The sequence below is a fragment of the Rhodobacter calidifons genome, assembly GCF_011174775.1.
Taxonomy (GTDB): Bacteria; Pseudomonadota; Alphaproteobacteria; order Rhodobacterales; family Rhodobacteraceae; genus Tabrizicola; species Tabrizicola calidifons.
Map to the genome: position 1 here is coordinate 107,298 of NZ_JAANHS010000007.1, position 16,233 is coordinate 123,530.

The 16,233-nt window shown below is 69.2% G+C and carries 17 protein-coding genes; 9 read left to right on the forward strand and 8 right to left on the reverse strand.

The features are described 5' to 3' along the window. Positions 1 to 123: 123 nt before the first annotated feature. A complete protein-coding gene (locus G8O29_RS11030) occupies positions 124 to 1,008 on the reverse strand; it encodes a TPM domain-containing protein (protein WP_166403293.1) in 885 nt (294 codons plus the stop codon). Next, on the reverse strand, positions 978 to 2,390 hold the full coding sequence (locus tag G8O29_RS11035) for a pyridoxal phosphate-dependent decarboxylase family protein (protein ID WP_166403294.1): 1,413 nt from the start codon (positions 2,388 to 2,390) through the stop codon (positions 978 to 980). Before G8O29_RS11035 ends, G8O29_RS11030 begins: the two co-directional genes overlap by 31 nt. A gap of 152 nt (positions 2,391 to 2,542) precedes the next feature. On the opposite strand from G8O29_RS11035, the gene G8O29_RS11040 reads away from it, so the two are divergent. Beyond that, entirely contained in the window at positions 2,543 to 3,163 is a 621-nt protein-coding gene (locus G8O29_RS11040; RefSeq protein WP_166403295.1) for a DUF6778 family protein, read from the forward strand. Here G8O29_RS11040 and G8O29_RS11045 read toward each other — a convergent pair. Continuing rightward, positions 3,144 to 3,512 carry an MmcQ/YjbR family DNA-binding protein gene (locus G8O29_RS11045; protein ID WP_166403296.1) on the reverse strand — a complete coding sequence of 123 codons (369 nt, stop codon included), beginning with the start codon at positions 3,510 to 3,512 and terminating at the stop codon, positions 3,144 to 3,146. The two genes, G8O29_RS11040 and G8O29_RS11045, sit on opposite strands and share 20 nt — an antisense overlap. A gap of 178 nt (positions 3,513 to 3,690) precedes the next feature. Between G8O29_RS11045 and cysS the strand changes: the two genes are divergently transcribed. The 3 genes from cysS to G8O29_RS11060 all read left to right on the forward strand — a co-directional run bounded on the left by cysS (position 3,691) and on the right by G8O29_RS11060 (position 7,638). After that, positions 3,691 to 5,085 (forward strand): cysteine--tRNA ligase, encoded by a 1,395-nt coding sequence (gene cysS / locus G8O29_RS11050; protein ID WP_166403297.1) that lies wholly within the window; start codon positions 3,691 to 3,693, stop codon positions 5,083 to 5,085. Between the two features lie 166 nt (positions 5,086 to 5,251). Then, the gene (gene cimA, locus G8O29_RS11055; protein WP_166403298.1) at positions 5,252 to 6,886 is read left to right on the forward strand and encodes a citramalate synthase; all 1,635 of its coding nucleotides are present in this window, start codon (positions 5,252 to 5,254) and stop codon (positions 6,884 to 6,886) included. After that, positions 6,883 to 7,638: a phytoene/squalene synthase family protein gene (locus tag G8O29_RS11060; protein WP_166403299.1), complete on the forward strand. Its 756-nt coding sequence runs from the start codon at positions 6,883 to 6,885 to the stop codon at positions 7,636 to 7,638. The genes cimA and G8O29_RS11060 overlap by 4 nt, the downstream gene beginning before the upstream one ends. 40 nt (positions 7,639 to 7,678) lie before the next feature. Here G8O29_RS11060 and G8O29_RS11065 read toward each other — a convergent pair whose 3' ends face one another. Then, positions 7,679 to 8,884 carry an MFS transporter gene (locus G8O29_RS11065; RefSeq protein WP_166403300.1) on the reverse strand — a complete coding sequence of 402 codons (1,206 nt, stop codon included), beginning with the start codon at positions 8,882 to 8,884 and terminating at the stop codon, positions 7,679 to 7,681. A gap of 84 nt (positions 8,885 to 8,968) precedes the next feature. On the opposite strand from G8O29_RS11065, the gene G8O29_RS11070 reads away from it, so the two are divergent. Beyond that, positions 8,969 to 9,598 (forward strand): DNA-3-methyladenine glycosylase family protein, encoded by a 630-nt coding sequence (locus tag G8O29_RS11070; protein WP_166403301.1) that lies wholly within the window; start codon positions 8,969 to 8,971, stop codon positions 9,596 to 9,598. After that, entirely contained in the window at positions 9,595 to 10,254 is a 660-nt protein-coding gene (locus tag G8O29_RS11075; RefSeq protein WP_207623783.1) for an alpha/beta hydrolase, read from the forward strand. Before G8O29_RS11070 ends, G8O29_RS11075 begins: the two co-directional genes overlap by 4 nt. 18 nt (positions 10,255 to 10,272) lie before the next feature. Here G8O29_RS11075 and G8O29_RS11080 read toward each other — a convergent pair whose 3' ends face one another. The 3 genes from G8O29_RS11080 to G8O29_RS18705 all read right to left on the reverse strand — a co-directional run bounded on the left by G8O29_RS11080 (position 10,273) and on the right by G8O29_RS18705 (position 12,579). Further along, entirely contained in the window at positions 10,273 to 11,247 is a 975-nt protein-coding gene (locus G8O29_RS11080; protein ID WP_166403303.1) for a glucokinase, read from the reverse strand. Positions 11,248 to 11,313: 66 nt separating this feature from the next. Further along, entirely contained in the window at positions 11,314 to 12,360 is a 1,047-nt protein-coding gene (locus G8O29_RS11085) for a LacI family DNA-binding transcriptional regulator (protein ID WP_166403304.1), read from the reverse strand. Positions 12,361 to 12,453: 93 nt separating this feature from the next. Further along, complete coding sequence (locus G8O29_RS18705) at positions 12,454 to 12,579, reverse strand: hypothetical protein (RefSeq protein WP_302848577.1); 126 nt, start codon at positions 12,577 to 12,579, stop codon at positions 12,454 to 12,456. 46 nt (positions 12,580 to 12,625) lie between these two features. Between G8O29_RS18705 and G8O29_RS11090 the strand changes: the two genes are divergently transcribed. The 3 genes from G8O29_RS11090 (at position 12,626) to G8O29_RS11100 (ending at position 15,489) form a co-directional block, all read left to right on the forward strand. Continuing rightward, positions 12,626 to 13,432, forward strand: coding sequence for a GNAT family N-acetyltransferase (locus G8O29_RS11090; protein WP_166403305.1), 807 nt, complete (start codon positions 12,626 to 12,628; stop codon positions 13,430 to 13,432). A gap of 42 nt (positions 13,433 to 13,474) precedes the next feature. Then, positions 13,475 to 14,269 (forward strand): phytanoyl-CoA dioxygenase family protein, encoded by a 795-nt coding sequence (locus G8O29_RS11095; RefSeq protein ID WP_166403306.1) that lies wholly within the window; start codon positions 13,475 to 13,477, stop codon positions 14,267 to 14,269. A 218-nt stretch (positions 14,270 to 14,487) separates the two neighbouring features. Beyond that, the gene (locus G8O29_RS11100; protein WP_166403307.1) at positions 14,488 to 15,489 is read left to right on the forward strand and encodes a TDT family transporter; all 1,002 of its coding nucleotides are present in this window, start codon (positions 14,488 to 14,490) and stop codon (positions 15,487 to 15,489) included. Here G8O29_RS11100 and G8O29_RS11105 read toward each other — a convergent pair. Beyond that, on the reverse strand, positions 15,486 to 16,181 hold the full coding sequence (locus tag G8O29_RS11105) for a type 1 glutamine amidotransferase (protein WP_166403308.1): 696 nt from the start codon (positions 16,179 to 16,181) through the stop codon (positions 15,486 to 15,488). The two genes, G8O29_RS11100 and G8O29_RS11105, sit on opposite strands and share 4 nt — an antisense overlap. Between the last annotated feature and the right edge of the window lie 52 nt (positions 16,182 to 16,233).

Consider the following 16,233-nt stretch of genomic DNA (forward strand, 5'->3'; position numbering starts at 1 on the left):
CGCGGGCCGCCTGACCGCTGCGGCGCGGCTTCCCCCCGCGCCGCAGCCTTGCCCCGAGGCCAGCCGAGCGCTGGTCCCTGTCTGGACGACTTCTCGGGATCGTTGCGCAACCCGACGAAAGGATTACCACTTTCCCGTTGCGCCACCACCGGACGACCTGCCCCCGCCGAAGCCGCCGCCACTGCTGCCGCCGCCGCCCCGGTTGTTGTCGCGATCGCGACGGGCTTCGCTGCTGGACCAGCGGACCGGATAGGACTTGCGGTCGATGAAGCCGCAGGCGGAACAGGTCAGGTGCTGCATGCCGAGGCCGGGCTCGGACCGGGTGGGGCGTTCGATGATCTCGCGCCGGCGTTCCAGCGTGGCCGCGCCGCAGTTGGGGCAGGTCACGCGCGCGCGCCGCTGGCGCCAGATGCCGAAGCCCGCGATGGCCGCCACGCCGCCCACGCCGAGGATCGCGGTCAGGGCGCCCGAGCCGCTTTCGTCGGCGAAGCCGTCGGTCAGCCCGACCGGCTGGCCCGCCTGGAACGGCAGGATCAGCCGGTCGCGGATCGAGAGGATGCCGGCCTCGATCCCTTCGGCATGGTTGCCCGCGCGCAGGGCCGGCAGGACGGCGGTGGACAGCACCCGCGCCGCGCGCCCGTCATAGACCGGATCATAGCCCGACCCGAGCGCGATCCGCGCCTCGCGGCGCCGGGTGTCGAGCAGCATCAGGATGCCATCGTTGCGATCCGCCGCGCCCACGCCCCAGCTGTTGAACAGCGCCTTGGCATAGGTTTCGATGCCCTGACCCGCCCCGCCATGGGCGTCCAGCCCCGGCAGCGTCACCACCACGACCTGCGTGCCGGTCTCTTCTCGCGTGGCGGCCAGAAGCCGCGCGATACGTCCCTCGGCGGTGGCATCCAGCACATCGGCAAAGTCGGAAAGGGTGTCGCTGAGCGGTTCGGGCAAGGATTGCGCCAGCGCGGACGTGGCAAGCGTCAGCGCGACGGCAAGGGACCGGAGGAACATGATGCAAGCATTTCTTGTACTGTCTTTGACAGCAGCATGACATCTTCCTCGCGGCAGTCAAACGATCCGACCTGAACCCGGATCACAAAACGCCCATCGACCCGGGACTGGGTCAGGTAGACCCGGCCATCGTCGTTGATCCGCTGCAAAAGCGCCTCGGTGGCCGCATCTGTTTCCAGAGCAAAGGAAAAGAGCGACAGCCGGGGCTCGGTCACGATCTCGACGCCGGGCAGGGCGGCCAGACGGTCACGCGCCGCGACGGCCCAGCGGACATGGTCGCGAATCCTCTGCCGCAGCCCGTCCAGCCCATAGGCGCGCAGGACGAACCACAGTTTCAGCGCCCGGAAGCGGCGGCCGAGCGGCACGGTCCATTCGTTGAAGTTGACGATCTCCTCGCGGCCTGCGGTTTCCAGATAGGTCGGACGCAGGCCCAGAGTGCGGACCTGCGCGCCGGGGTCCTTCAGGAACTGGACCGAACAGTCGAACTGCGCGCCCAGCCACTTGTGCGGGTTGAAGACGATGGAATCGGCCCCCTCGACGCCGGCCCAGAGGGGGCGGAACTCGGGGCAGATCATGGCGCTGCCGGCCCAGGCCGCATCGACATGGGTGGGCAGGCCCTCGGCCTGCGCCACGGCCACGCAGTCGGCGATCCGGTCGAAGGCGCCGACCGAGGTTCCCCCGGCGCAGAGGATCACGCCGGCCGGAACCAGCCCCGCCGCCCGGTCGGCCGCGATGGCCGCGGCCAGCGCCGCGCCGGTCATCGCGCGTGTCGCGTCGGTGGGCACCTTGACCAGGTTTCGCTGCCCGATCCCGGCCACGCGGATCGCCTTGTCCACCGAGGAATGCGTCTCGGCGCTGGCATAGAAGCGCAAGGCGGGCGCGCCCGACAGCCCCTCGTCCAGCCCGCGCCAGCCGAGGGCCCTTTCGCGCATCGTCAGCACCGCCGAAAGCGTGGCATTGGTGGCCGAATCGTGGATGGTGCCGACAAAGCCTTCCGGCAGGCCCAGGGCCTGGCGCAGCCAGTCCACCATCACCTGCTCGATCTCGGTCGCGGCGGGAGAGGTCTGCCAGATCAGCGCGTTGCAGGCCATGGCATTGACCAGCTGTTCGGCCAGCATCGAGGCGGGCGCGGCATTGGCGGGGAAATAGGCGAAGAAGCGGGGATGCTGCCAATGGGTCATGCCGTCCGGCACGATCGCCTGGAAATCGGCCCAGATCCTCTCCATCGGCTCGGCCGTCTCGGGCGGAGAGGGGGGCAGCTTCCGGGCCACCGCGCCCGGGTCCAGCGGCGCGCGCACCGGGCGGTCGCGCAGGGAGGCGTGGTAATCCGCCGCCCAGTCCGCCGCCCGCTTCGACCAGATCCTCAGCGCCTCGTGGTCCATCTCCGCCCCTCCTTTTCGCCGCAAATGGGCATCTTGCCGCCGAAACGGCAAGGGGCGACCGCGTTCCCGACACAGAGGCTCCTTTTTCCGGCCATTACCTGACATTAAGGACTCTGTCGCAAGACTGACACCCGATACGTCATGAGGTTCCCATGTTCCTGTCCCGTCGCGCCGCTTTGCTGGGCCTGTCCGCCCTGACCCTGTCTGCCTGTGTCGGCGGGGGCGGCACGTTCAAGACCGATTATCAGCGCCTGTCGCCCGAGGTGACGCGCAACTGGCGCCTGGCCGAGGTGCGGGTCGATGTGCCCCGCAGCCTGAAGGTGTCCGAGGCGAAGTCGCTATTGCCCAATGCCGATATCGTCTGGCGCGAGGACCCCATGGGGGACCGCCATGTCCAGGTGGGCAAGATCATCGAGGGTGCGGTGCTGCGCGGGGCGCAGGGTCTGCGCGGATCGCGGCCCGTCGTCATCAGCGTGACCGTCACCCGGTTCCATGCCCTGACCTTCGAGGCCGAGCGGGCCAATTCCGACTGGGGGGTGCACAACGTGAACTTCACCGCCCAGGTCACCGATGCCCGCACCGGCGAGGTTCTGGTGCCGCCCACCCAGATCCGGGCCGAGACCCCCGCCTGGTCCGGCGAGCGGATGCGCGAGGCGCGGCGCAAGGGCATCACGCAGAAGTCGATGATCTCGAACCATGTCGCGGCGACGGTGGCGGGCTGGCTGGCGCTGGGTCCCGACAACCGGGGCGAATTCAGCCGTCAGGGGAACTGACGGCGCCTTGGTCCAGCGCGGCCTGCACCTTCTTCGGCAGCCCGGCCCGGATCAGCGCGTAGGAGGTGGCGATGCGCTCGCGCAGTTCGTCGTCCGCCACCCGGCCGAAGGGGATCCGCGCCCAGGAGGCGTGCAGGTAAGGCGCGCGGATGGCCCGGCCCGTCTCGATCAAGAGGCGGGCTGTTTCAACATGGTCGGTCTTGACCGAGACGCCGTCGCCCGACTGGCCGATGATGGCGAACATCTTGCCGCCCACCTTCCAGCAGTCGTGGTCGGGGCCGAAGGGCTGGCTGACCCTTGCCCCCGGAAACCCGGCGCAGAAGGCGTTGACGAAGGCGCGGTCCTGCATGGCGGATTTCCCTTGGCGGCTGGCGGGTTCCGATGTAATTGTCCCACCCATGACGACATTGCGCAACATCCGCATCTGCTGCATTACCCGCTGACTTCGGTCGCGCGGGCGCTTCGTCATTCCCCCTTCGGATTGAACAGCCACCCCGCGCGGGATGCCGCGTGCCAAAGGGACTGACATGGTGACGATCCGCCTGACCAATTCGAAGACCCGGAAGAAGGAAGAGTTCCGGCCGATCGACCCGTCGAATGTGCGGATGTATGTCTGCGGCCCCACGGTCTATGACCGCGCGCATCTGGGCAATGCCCGGCCGGTGGTGGTGTTCGACACCCTGTTCCGCCTGCTGCGGCACGTCTACGGGGCCGAGCATGTGACCTATGTGCGCAACTTCACCGACGTGGACGACAAGATCAACGCCGAGGCGCTGCGGCGCCAGCAGGCGGGCGCCCCCGGCACGCTGGAGGAGCTGATCCGCCAGCGGACCGAGGAGACCATCGCCTGGTATCACGCCGACATGGACGCCCTGGGGGCCCTGCGCCCGACGCACGAGCCGCGCGCGACCGCGTTCATCGGCCAGATGATCGGGATGATCGAGGGTCTCATTGCCTCCGGTCACGCCTATGCGGCAGAGGGCCATGTGCTGTTCCGCGTGCGCAGCTACAAGGATTACGGCAGGCTGTCGGGGCGCAGCGTGGACGACATGATCGCGGGCGCCCGGGTGGAGGTGGCGCCCTTCAAGGAAGACCCGCTGGATTTCGTGCTGTGGAAGCCGTCCTCGGGGCAGGAGCCGGGCTGGGACAGCCCCTGGGGCCGGGGGCGGCCGGGCTGGCACATCGAATGCAGCGCCATGGCGCATGAGCTGCTGGGCGAGAGCTTCGACATCCACGGCGGCGGGCTGGACCTGCAATTCCCGCACCACGAGAACGAGATCGCCCAATCCGCCTGCGCCCACCCGCACGGTGATTTCGCGCATTACTGGCTGCACAACGAGATGTTGCAGGTCGAGGGCAAGAAGATGTCCAAGTCTCTGGGCAACTTCTTCACCGTGCGGGATTTGCTGGATCAGGGGATCCCTGGCGAGGTGATCCGGTTGGTCTTCCTGATGACGCATTACCGCAGCCCGATGGACTGGACGGCGGAAAAGGCGCGGCAGGCCGAGGCGACCTTGCGCAAATGGCGCGCGGCGACAGCCGGGGTCGCGGCAACCGCACCGCTGCCGGGGGTGATCGAGGCGCTGGGCGATGATCTTAACACCGCCGGGGCGCTGGCCGCGCTGCACGCAGCGGCGGGCGAGGGGGATTGGGCGGGGCTGAAGGCCTCGGCAGCCCTCCTGGGTCTGCTGGCGGACGGCATGGGCGACTGGGCGGCGGGGCCGAAGGTCGATCTGTCCGCGCACGGCGACCATCTGGCGCACCTGCGCAGCGCCGCGATGGCCACGAAGGATTTTTCCGCCGTCGATGCCTTCAAGGCAGCGCTGATCGCGGCCGGGGTGGAAGTGCGCATGTCGAAGGCGGGCGTGGAGCTGGTCCCCGGCCCCGGTTTCGACCCCGCCAAGCTGGAGGCACTCCAGTGACCCGAGGGATACCCGTCCCGGGCCTGACCCGGGACCTCTCCAGGACACACGAGGCCCCGGATCAAGTCCGGGGCGGGCTTCCGGATCAGGTCCGGGGCGGGCTCCCGGATCAGGTCCGGGGCGGGCTCCCGGATCAGGTCCGGAGCGGGGGTTCAGGAGCATCCGGATGACCCGCGAACGCCTTTACCTTTTCGACACCACGCTGCGCGACGGGCAGCAGACGCAGGGTGTGCAGTTTTCCACCGCCGAGAAGGCGCAGATCGCCCGGGCGCTGGATGCGCTGGGCGTCGATTACATCGAGGGCGGCTGGCCCGGCGCGAACCCCACCGACAGCGAGTTCTTCGCAAGCCCCCCGCCGACGCGCGCGACCCTCACCGCCTTCGGCATGACCCGCCGCGTCGGCCGGTCGGCCGAGAACGACGACGTCCTCGCCGCCGTCCTGAACGCGTGCACGCCGGCCGTCTGTCTGGTCGGCAAGACGCATGACTTCCACGTCACCACCGCGCTTGGCGTGACGCTGGAGGAAAACCGCGAGGCCATCGCCGCCTCGATCCGCCATCTGGTCGCGAATGGCCGCGAGGCGCTGTTCGATGCCGAACATTTCTTCGACGGCTACCGCGCCAACCCCGACTACGCGCTGTCCTGCCTGCGGGCCGCGCTGGACGCGGGTGCCCGCTGGATCGTGCTGTGCGACACCAACGGCGGCACGCTGCCTGCCGAGGTCGGCCGCGTTACGGCAGAGGTGATCGCGGCGGGCGTCCCCGGCGCGCGGTTGGGCATCCATTGCCACGACGACACCGGAAACGCCGTCGCCAACTCGCTGGCGGCGGTGGAGGCCGGCGCCCGGCAGATCCAGGGCACGCTGAACGGGCTGGGGGAACGCTGCGGCAATGCGAACCTGACGACGCTGATCCCGACGCTGCTTCTGAAGGAACCCTATGCCAGCCGGTTCGAGACAGGGGTCTCGCACGAGGCGCTGCGCGGCCTGCTGAAGACCAGCCGGATGCTGGACGACATCCTGAACCGCGTGCCGCTGCGGTCGGCGCCTTACGTCGGGGCCTCGGCCTTCGCGCACAAGGCGGGGCTGCATGCGAGTGCCATCCTGAAGGACCCCTCGACCTACGAACATATCGACCCCGCGCTGGTCGGCAACGAGCGCATCATCCCGATGTCGAACCAGGCCGGGCAGTCCAACCTGCGCGCGCGGTTGGCGGCGGCGGGGATCGAGATCGATCCGAAGGACCCCCGTCTGGGCCGGATCATCGAGACCGTCAAGGCGCGTGAGGATCAGGGCTATGCCTATGACGGCGCGCAGGCCAGTTTCGAGCTGGTGGCGCGGCGCGAGCTGGGGCTCTGCCCGGAGTTCTTCGAGGTCAAGCGCTATCGGGTCACGGTGGAGCGGCGGAAGAACAGGTACGACCGGATGATCTCGCTTTCCGAGGCCGTGGTGGTGGTCAAGATCGGCGAGCGCAAGATGATGTCGGTGTCGGACAGCATGGACGAGGACGGCCACGATCGCGGCCCGGTGAATGCGCTGGCCAAGGCGCTGGCAAAGGACCTGGGGCCCTATCAGGCCTGCATCGACGACATGAAGCTGGTGGACTTCAAGGTGAGGATCACCAATGGCGGGACCGAGGCGGTCACGCGGGTCATCATCGACAGCGAGGACGGGCAGGGCCACCGCTGGTCCACCGTGGGCGTCAGCGCCAACATCATCGACGCCAGTTTCGAGGCGCTGCTGGATGCGATCCAGTGGAAGCTGATCCGCGATTTCGGCCAGCCGCGGGGGGCCGCGGCGTGAGTATCGACGCCTGTGCGGACCTGGTCGCGCGCGGCGATCCAGATCGCTTCCGCGCGGTGATGGCCGCTCCGGTCGAGGTGCGGGCGCAGCTTTTCCCGCTGTATGCCTTCAACCTCGAGGTCGCCCGCGCCCCCTGGGTGACGCAGGAGCCGCTGATTGCCGAGATGCGCCTGCAATGGTGGCGCGACGTGGTGCAAAGCGCCGCCTCGGGGGCGGCCCGCGCGCATGAGGTCGCCCGGCCGCTGCACGATCTGATCCGCGATTTCGGCCTGCCGGTGGAGGTGCTGGACCGCCTGATCGCGGCCCGCCGCTGGGACATCTACCGCGAGCCGCATGCGGATGCGGCGGGGCTTGCGGCCTATCTCGACGATACCGGGGCCGGGCTGATGTGGCTGGCCGCCCGCGCCCTTGGCGCACCCGAAGGCGCGGAACATGCGGTGCGCGCCTATGGCTGGGCGACGGCCGCGGCGCTGTATCTGCGCGCGGTGCCGGCGCTGGAAGCGCGGGGGCGCCAGCCCATGCCGGAAGGTCTGACGACGCACGAGCTGGCCAGGCTCGGGCTGGAGCGGCTGGCTGTCGCCCGTCAGGCCCGCCGTCTGGTGCCGAAGGATGTGGCGCCGGCGCTTCTGGCGGGCTGGCAGACGGAACCGCTGTTGCGGCAGGCACTTGCGGGGGGAAGCGCGCCCCTGGAGCTGTCCCCGTTCCGCCAGCGCTGGCGGCTGTTGCGCCAGGCCTTCACCGGGCGCTGGTAGCGGCGGCTCCTCGTGCGACTGCGTCGCCTCGTCGCGGCTGTCAGGCCCGGCTTTCCTGCGGGCGCAGCCACAGCCAGATCAGCGCCCCGCCCGCCAGCACCAGGAAGGGCAGCATCGCCAGGTTCACCATCTGCCAGCCCGCCTGCACCGACCCGCCCGAGCAGTTCATCAGCCCGCCCGAAGAAAACGAGGCCAGCGTCACCCCGCCGAACACCACCAGGTCGTTCAGGCCCTGGAGGCGGCCGCGTTCCTCGGGGCGCTGCGCCGAGGTCAGCAGGGTCGTGGCGCCGATGAAGCCGAAATTCCAGCCGATCCCCAAGAGGATCAGGGCGACGAAGAAGTTCTCCAGCTGGACCCCGGCCATCGCCACGGCGCCGGAGGCGGCAAGCATGGTCAGCCCCAGCGCGATGATCCGTTCGGTGCCGAAACGCGCGATCAGGTGGCCGGTGACGAACGAGGGCGCATACATCGCCAGCACATGCGCCGTCACCACATTCGCCGCGTCCCCGGTCTCGAACCCGCAGCCGACGACCGCCAGCGGCGAGGAGGTCATCACCAGGTTCATCAGCGCGTAGGACACGGTGGCGCAGATCATCGCCACCAGGATCACCGGATTGCGGACCAGTTCGCTGCGCGAGCGGCCGGCCGGGCTGCCCTGGGCCGGTGAGTCGGGCTTCGGGATGTCCAGCGCGAGGAACAGCAGCGAGCCCACGAGGTTCAGCGCGATCACCGCGAGGTAGGAGCCGAGGAAGGTGACGGCCATCGCATCCGCCGTCACCTTCACCAGTTGCGGGCCGACGACGGCCGACAACAGCCCCCCCGCCATGACCCAGCTGATCGCCTTGGGGCGGAAACCCTCCGAGGCGGTGTCGGTGGCGGCAAAGCGGTAGAAGCCGTTCGCCGACATGTAGGTGCCGGACACCAGCGCGCCGAGGCAGAAGGCGAGGAAGCTGCCGGTGGACAGGCCCCAGGCGCCGATCGCCGCGCCCATGGCGCCGCCGCCGGCGCCGAAGAAGAAGCCGGCCCGCCGACCATGGCGTTGCATCAGCAGCGACAGGGGCGTCGCGGTCAGCATCGAGCCGATGACCATCATCGTGATCGGCAAGGTCGCCCAGCAGGCATTGGGTGCAAGACTGGACCCTGCAAGTCCGGCGATGGTGAAGATCATCGGCAGCTGCGCCCCCAGCACCGCCTGGGCAGCGACAAGGACGAACACGTTGCGGCGGGCGGTGAAGTCGGCGCTCATGGCCTATCGGTAGAACTGCCCGTGGGCGGGAGCAAGCGGAAAGCGGGCTTGCCTTCGGCGGGGATGTCCGGGCAAAGATGCGCCATGGTGGGACGGATCGTGCATTCGCCGGACTGCGTCGCCGAAGGCGCGGCCTGGCTTGCCGTCCGGGAGCCAGCCTTTGCCCGCGCCCTGCCGCTGGTCGGCCCCTTGCCCTTGCGCCGCGAGCCCGACGGCTTTGCCTCCCTTCTGCGCGCCATCGTCGGCCAGCAGGTCTCGGTGGCGAGCGCGCGGGCGATCTGGGGGCGGCTGGAGGCGCTGGGGCTGACCGATCCCGAGGCGATGGCGGCGGCGACGGACGCGGATCTGCGGGCGGCGGGACTGAGCCGGCAGAAGGTGCGCTATGGGCGGGCGCTGGCGCAGGCAGGGATTGATTTCGACGCCCTGCGCGATCTGCCTGATGCCGAGGTGGTGCGGACGCTGGTCGCGGTGCCGGGGATCGGGGTCTGGACGGCCGAGATCTACGCGATGTTCGCCTTGGGGCGGGCCGATGTCTTTGCGCCGGGCGATCTGGCCTTGCAGGAGGCCACGCGGCTGCTGTTCGGGCTGGAGGCGCGGCCCTCGGACAAGGCGCTGCGGGGTATGGCCGAGGCCTGGTCGCCCTGGCGGTCGGTTGCGGCGCGCATTCTTTGGGCCTACTACCGCGTGGCCAGGGAACGGGACGGGGTGATCTGATGCGGGAATTGCGGTTCGGCCGGAAGGGTGTGGCGCGGGGCAAGGCGCGGTCGCTGATCGTCTTCCTGCATGGCTATGGCGCCGACGGGGCCGATCTGCTGGGTCTGGCCGATGTGCTGGCCCCGCATCTGCCGGATGCCGCCTTCGTGGCTCCGGATGCGCCGGACCGCTGCATCGGCGGGGGCTTCGGGTATCAGTGGTTTCCGATCCCCTGGCTTGACGGGTCCTCGGAGGAGGCGGCGGAGGCTGGAATGGCCAGATCGGTCAAGGACTTGAACGCGTTTCTTGATGAACGGCTGGCCGAAGAGGGGCTGACGGCGGACCGGATGGTGCTGGTCGGCTTCAGCCAGGGCGCGATGATGAGCCTGCATGTCGCCCCGCGCCGGGATCAGGCGGTGGCCGGGGTGGTGGCGATCTCGGGCAGGCTGCTGCGGCCCGAGGCGCTGGCCGAAGAGACGCGAGTCAGGCCGCCGGTGCTGTTGATCCACGGCGACCAGGATGCGGTGGTGCCGTTCGGCGACATGGCCAGGGCAGGCGATGCGCTGGTGGCGGCGGGGTTCCGGACCTATGGCCATGTGATGCAGGGCACCGGGCATGGCATTGCGCCCGATGGTCTGGGCGCGGCGCTGCAATTCATCAGGCAGGTTCTGGGATAGGCCTTTCAGACCAAAGTCTTACGCGGAATTGTGCAGATAGGCCGCACAGCCGGTCAGGGCGGCATAGTCGTCCTCGACCACGGTGACCGAGAAGTCCTTCAGCAGCAGATCCACCCGCCGCGCCTCGCGGAACGCGGCTTGCAGGCCGAAACCATCGAAATAGGGCGCCATCGCCCGGGACATGCCGCCGATCAGGAAGATGCCGCCATAGGGCAGATGGATCAGCGCCAGGTCGCCCAGCATCTGGCCGAGGATGTGTATATACAGGCGGGCGGCATGGGTTGCAATCGGGTCGCCTGTCTCGAGCGCGGCCAGGACCTGGGCCGAGGTCAGCTCGGCCAGGTGGCCCGCTGCCTGGGCGGCAAAGGCGTGCAGGTTGGCCAGCCCGCGGCCCGCCAGCACTTCCTCGACCCCGGCATGGGGGACTTCGCCCTGAGCCCGCAGCCGCGCCTGCACGAAACGGGCAAGCTGGACGTCCTCTTCGGTGCGCACCGGCATGTTCACATGGCCGCATTCCGAGGGCGGCACGACCCGGCCATGCGGGCCGGGATGCACGGGTGCTGCGTTGACCCCGGTGCCAAGGCCCACCACCAGCATCGCGCCGCCGGCCTTGACCGGCCCCGGAATGACCGTGCGCAGATTGGCGGCGGGGATGTGCCCCAGCGCCTGGCCCTGGGCCTGGAGGTCGTTCAGGATCGCCACGCGCGCGGCCCCGGTCGCGCCCGCCAGCTTTTCGGCATCCATCACCCAGTCGAGGTTGGTCATCGTGGCGACACCATCCTGCACCGGCCCCGCGGCAGCCACGCAGACGCCGCTGACCTGCGCGCCCGTGGCCGCGAGATAGTCCCGCAGGACATGGGCGATGTCCTGGCCGCGCGCCCGGTATTCGGCGTTCGAATAGCGGCGGATGGAGTCGATGCGCACGCTCGCGCCCTCGGCCAGCGCCACCCGGGTGTTCGTGCCACCGATATCGGCAAGGATCGCAAGGCTCATCGGGCGGGTCCGTGGTTCGACTGTCAGCTGCGTGATAGGCGGAAAGCGTGCCGCGCGCCAGTGGATTCAAAGCGGTTCGGATGCCTGTCGCACCGGAGCAGGGCCGCTGGACATGCCCTGGACCAGTTCGGCCTCGAGCATCTGTTCCATCTCGCCCGCCCCGGGATTGGCGATCCGGGACAAGAGCATCTCGGCTACCAGCCGCCCGGCCTGGCGCACCGAGGATCGCATGGCGGTGAAGATCGGCCGGTCGTCGCCGTTCCTGAGATAGCTCAACTCGTCGTCGAAGATGACGATCGAAACGTCGCTTCCCATTTTCAGCCCCAGCCCCTCGACCGCGCGCCGGATGCCCATGCCCGACAGCATGGACGACGCGACGAAGGCGGTCGGCGGATCGGGCAGGGCCAGCATGGCACTGGCGGCGCGGAAGCCGGCAAGTTCGGTCATCTCGCCCGAGGTCATCAGCGCGGGATCGGGCGCGATCTGCCGCGCGGCCAGCGCATCCAGATAGCCGCGGCGGCGGCGGATGGCGAAATCCATGAACTCCAGCCCGTTGACCAGCGCGATGCGGCGATGCCCGAGGTCAAGCAGATGCTCGGTCGCCTGCTGGATGGCGCGTCGGTTGTTCACGTCCAGCCAGGAATAGGGTTCGGCCGTCCCCGTTGCGCGGCCATGGACGACGAAGGGCAGGCCGATCTCGCGCAGAAGCGGGATGCGGGGGTCGTTCTGGCGGGGACCGTGCACGATCACCCCATCGACATTGCCCTTCACCTTCATCGCCCGGTAGGTCCGCGCCTCTTCCTCGTCCGGGACGACGCAGAGCAGCATGTCATAGTCGTTGCGGCTGTAGGTCTCGCCCGCGCCGGCGATGAAATCGGCAAAGACGGGGTTCACGATCTCGTGCTGGTTGGTGATGGCGATGACATGGCCGACGGCCATGGCGCGACCGGTGGCAAGGCGGATCGCGCGGGTGTTCGGGTGATAGTCATAGTCCCTTGCGGCCTGGATCACCCGTTCGCGCGTGGCCTCGTTCACCTCGGGATAGCCGTTCAGCGCCCGCGACACGGTGGTCGGCGAAAGGCCGAGCTTCTGGGCAAGATCCTTCAGGTTCATCGTGGCGGGGCACTCGATGCGGTTTGGGCGGTCTGGACGGCGCAGACCTTAGCCACTGGCCGAACATGCGTCAAAGCATAAGGCGGCGCACGCCTACATTTGGATCAGCGCCAGCAGACCAAGCCAGAACAGGCACAGGCCGCTGGCCAGCACCACGGGCACCCAGAGCGTCAGCCGGGGCGTCGGGGCAGGGGTTCGTTTCAGCGAGACACGTTGCATGGAGTTGATTAACCCTCGGGAAAGGTTTCGGTTCCATTAAGGCCGGATGGAGAACTGCGAAGAATTCGTCGGATTTCTGCCCTTCCAGCAAAGCGCGCCCTATGCGGCGGCCATGCAGGCCTTTGGCGCGCGCATCCGCTGGGTGGACGGGCAGGGGCGGCCGGTCCTGATGCTGGAGCGCGGGCGGTTGCGGCTGATCTCGCGGGTACGGATCGAAGGACAGGGCGCGGCATCGGCGGATCGACGTGAGGCCTTGCGAAGGCTGGCGCGCTGGCCGGGGCTGACCATCGCCACCCCGGAGACCGAAGTGCGGGGGGTCGGGCTGGTTCCGCTGGTCAGTGCGGCGCATCATGCGATCTGGGCGCTTGGGCCGGATCTGCGCGCGGGCCTCACCGGCAAATGGCGCAACCGGCTGGGCGCGGCCGAGCGGACAGGGGTCGAACCGCGCCCCGGAAACCGGGCGACCCTGGCGCGGCTGATCGCGGCCGAGGCGAGCCAGCGCCGGCAGCGCGGCTATCGCGGTCTGCCCCCGGCCTTCGTCGAGGCGCTTCCACCGTCCAGCCTGCGCCTGTGGGAGTGGCGCCATGCCGGAGAGATGGCAGCCGCGATGTGTTTCGTCGTGCACGATGGATCGGCAACTTACCAGCTGGGCTGGGGCGACGCCGCCGCGCGGCAGGCCGGTGTCCATGCGCTGATGCTGACCCGGGCGGCCGAGGCCCTGCGGGCAGAGGGGCTGCGCTGGCTTGACCTTGGTCTGGTCGATACCGAGCGGGCGCCGGGCCTTGCGCGGTTCAAGCTGGGCACCGGGGCGCGGCTGCACCGGCTGGGCGCGACGGCGCTGGTCTTGCCCTGAGCCGGGCGCCGGGGCAGGGTGGCGCAAAGCCGGGAGGTGCCCATGGTGACGGTGACGGAAGCGATGGTCGAGGCCTATCAGCGCGACGGGGTCGTGCTGGTCCGGGGGCTCTGGGCCGACTGGGTCGAGATGCTGCGCGCGGGCGTGGCGCGCAACATGGCCCATCCGACCCAGCAGATGCCGACGCTGAAACCCGGCGAGCCGGGCGATTTCTTCGACGATTACTGCAACTGGACCCGGGTGCCGGAGTTTGCCGCCGTGATCCGCCAGTCGGCGGCGGCGGAAGTGGCGGCCCGCCTGATGCGGTCGGAAACGGTGCAGCTGTTCCACGACCATGTGCTGGTGAAGGAGCCGGGCACTGCCAAGCCCACGCCCTGGCACACCGACGGGCCCTATTACTTTGTCGAAGGCCGCCAGACCGTCAGCTTCTGGTCGCCGCTGGATCCGGTGCGCGAAGCCTCGCTGCGCTGCGTCGCGGGCAGCCACCTGTGGGAAAGAGACGTCCTGCCGACCCGCTGGGCATCGGAGACGAACTTCTACCCCGGCCAGGACGACTACATGCCGGTCCCCGATCCCGAGGCCGAGGGCATGCGGATCCTGGAATGGGAGATGGCGCCGGGCGATGCGGTGGCCTTCACCTTCCGGACCCTGCACGGGGCGCGGGGCAATCTGGCCACGACGCGGCGCCGGGCCTTTTCGCTGCGGCTGGTGGGCGACGATGCCCGCTATGTCGAACGGCCGGGACCGACCTCGCCGCCGTTCCCCGGCCACGGGATGCAGCCGGGACAGCGGCTGCGCGAGGACTGGTTTCCCCTGATCCACCCGAGGGCAGCATGAGAGGAAACCGCGCCAAATGACTGGCAGCATGATGAAACCTCTCCGGTATATACGTGCGTATATATGGATGTAGGGACAGGGTTTTCCGGACCCGATGGTCAGGATGGCCCGCACCCGGGTCGCTTGCAGCCCGTGCCGCGCGCCCGTATCCCTGCGACACCCTGGCCACTGGACAGCAACAGCGGTCTGCGGTCTGACCCACGACAAAGGAGCCCCGCATGGCCCAGGATCCCGCGCGCTATCGTCCGAAGCCGTATCCGCCGCCCGAGTTTCCGCCCCGGCGTCTGCCGGCATTCGCGCGCACGCCACCGGCGATCTTTCCACCGATCCTGGGCCTGATGGGCCTGGTGACGGCGCTGCGTCCGGGCCTTGACCGCTGGGGCCTGCCACAGGAGGCGGCGGACCTGGCGGCGGGTCTGGTCCTGCCACTCTGGGCCTTTGCCCTTTGTAGCTACACCCTGAAATTAACACTACGGATCAGCGTATTGCAGGACGATCTTAAGGTCATGCCCTCGCGCGCCGCCCTGGCGGCGGGCACGATGGGAGGCATGGTCGCCGCCGGACATCTCGGCGCTTTCGCGCCGCGTCTTGGCGTCGGGCTGCTGGCGGTCATGCTGGTCTTGCACGCCGCGCTGGCGATCCTGACCGTGCGCACGCTGCTCACGCTTCCCCCCGAGGCGCGCGCGGTCAACCCCGGCTGGCACATGACCTTCGTCGGTGTCATCGTCGCGGCGCCGGCGGCGGCATCCTTTGGCCTGGTGGATCTGGCACGGGTTCTGCTGTTTGGCACCTTGCCCCTGGCGATCGGGATCTGGGGGGCGAGCCTTCTGCAACTGGCCTGCCGCACCCCCCCGGCGCCGTTGCGCCCGATGCTGGCGATCCACCTGGCGCCGGCGAGCCTGTTCGCCATAACGGCCGACCTGCTTGGCCTGCATCTGGTCGCCTCGGTTTTCGCCTGGCTGGTGCTGGTCATCGCGCTGGCGCTTTTCGCTGCGTTGCGCTGGATCGCCGTGTCCGGCTTTTCGGCCCTGTGGAGCGCCTTCACCTTTCCGCTCTCGGCTGCCGCAACCGCGCTGATGCTGCATGGCGGCGCGCTTGGCTGGGCGGGGCAGGGGTTGCTGGTTGTCGTGCTGGTGGCGAATCCCTGGATCGCCTGGCGGGTGCTGAAGCTGTGGCCCGGTGGGCAGCTCGCGGCCCGGACCAACGCGGCGGAGGCCTAGATCAACGCGACCCAGGCGCGCGCCAGCGCCAGCCCATGCGCATCGGCCTCGGCCCCGCGGGTTGCGGCCAGATCCGGGTGACGCGCGATCCAGCCGGGGAGCATACGGTCGATCACCTCCGGGAAGGACGCGATCCAATCGCGCACGACGGGCCGGCTGGCCTCGAAATGGAACTGCATGCCGTATGTAGCGCGACCGATGCGGAAAGCCTGATGGCGCGCGGCGGGATTCTGGGCAAGGTGGACTGCGCCCTCGGGCAGGGTGAAGGTGTCGGAATGCCACTGGAAGATCGGGAAGCTATCCGGCACCTGCGACAGGACCGGATCGGCGCGGCCCGCATCCGTCAGGCTGACATCGACCCAGCCGAATTCCGGCGCGGTTCCCAGCCGGTTTTCGGCCCCGAAAGCGCGCGCGAGCACCTGGCTGCCCAGGCAGATGCCCAGCACCGGGCGGTCCATCGCGGTGTAATCGGCCATCAGCCGCGCGAGGTCGGGCAGGTAGGGATGGGTGTGGTCGTCGCGCGCGGATTGTTCGCCGCCGAAGACGATAAGCGCATCGGCATCGACGCTGCGGGGCAGGGGTTGGCCGGACCAGGGCTTGTAGAGGTCGATCAGCGCCGCCTGTTCGTGCAGCGCCACGCCGACCTGACCGTGGTGGGTGATCCGGGTGTTCTCGACAATGGCGACGCGCATTTCCTGCCCCCTGTTTCCGGCGGTACTCTGCACAGTCGCCGGGCGCGGACAA

Coding starts and splice junctions, on each gene's coding strand:
- G8O29_RS11105 (WP_166403308.1), bottom strand. CDS start 16,181: ATGCGCGTCGCCATTGTCGAGAACACCCGGATCACCCACCACGGTCAG.
- G8O29_RS11065 (WP_166403300.1), bottom strand. CDS start 8,884: ATGAGCGCCGACTTCACCGCCCGCCGCAACGTGTTCGTCCTTGTCGCT.
- cimA (WP_166403298.1), top strand. CDS start 5,252: ATGACCCGCGAACGCCTTTACCTTTTCGACACCACGCTGCGCGACGGG.
- G8O29_RS11030 (WP_166403293.1), bottom strand. CDS start 1,008: ATGTTCCTCCGGTCCCTTGCCGTCGCGCTGACGCTTGCCACGTCCGCG.
- G8O29_RS11085 (WP_166403304.1), bottom strand. CDS start 12,360: ATGAACCTGAAGGATCTTGCCCAGAAGCTCGGCCTTTCGCCGACCACC.
- G8O29_RS11070 (WP_166403301.1), top strand. CDS start 8,969: ATGGTGGGACGGATCGTGCATTCGCCGGACTGCGTCGCCGAAGGCGCG.
- G8O29_RS11095 (WP_166403306.1), top strand. CDS start 13,475: ATGGTGACGGTGACGGAAGCGATGGTCGAGGCCTATCAGCGCGACGGG.
- G8O29_RS11090 (WP_166403305.1), top strand. CDS start 12,626: ATGGAGAACTGCGAAGAATTCGTCGGATTTCTGCCCTTCCAGCAAAGC.
- G8O29_RS18705 (WP_302848577.1), bottom strand. CDS start 12,579: ATGCAACGTGTCTCGCTGAAACGAACCCCTGCCCCGACGCCCCGGCTG.
- cysS (WP_166403297.1), top strand. CDS start 3,691: ATGGTGACGATCCGCCTGACCAATTCGAAGACCCGGAAGAAGGAAGAG.
- G8O29_RS11100 (WP_166403307.1), top strand. CDS start 14,488: ATGGCCCAGGATCCCGCGCGCTATCGTCCGAAGCCGTATCCGCCGCCC.
- G8O29_RS11045 (WP_166403296.1), bottom strand. CDS start 3,512: ATGCAGGACCGCGCCTTCGTCAACGCCTTCTGCGCCGGGTTTCCGGGG.
- G8O29_RS11035 (WP_166403294.1), bottom strand. CDS start 2,390: ATGGACCACGAGGCGCTGAGGATCTGGTCGAAGCGGGCGGCGGACTGG.
- G8O29_RS11040 (WP_166403295.1), top strand. CDS start 2,543: ATGTTCCTGTCCCGTCGCGCCGCTTTGCTGGGCCTGTCCGCCCTGACC.
- G8O29_RS11080 (WP_166403303.1), bottom strand. CDS start 11,247: ATGAGCCTTGCGATCCTTGCCGATATCGGTGGCACGAACACCCGGGTG.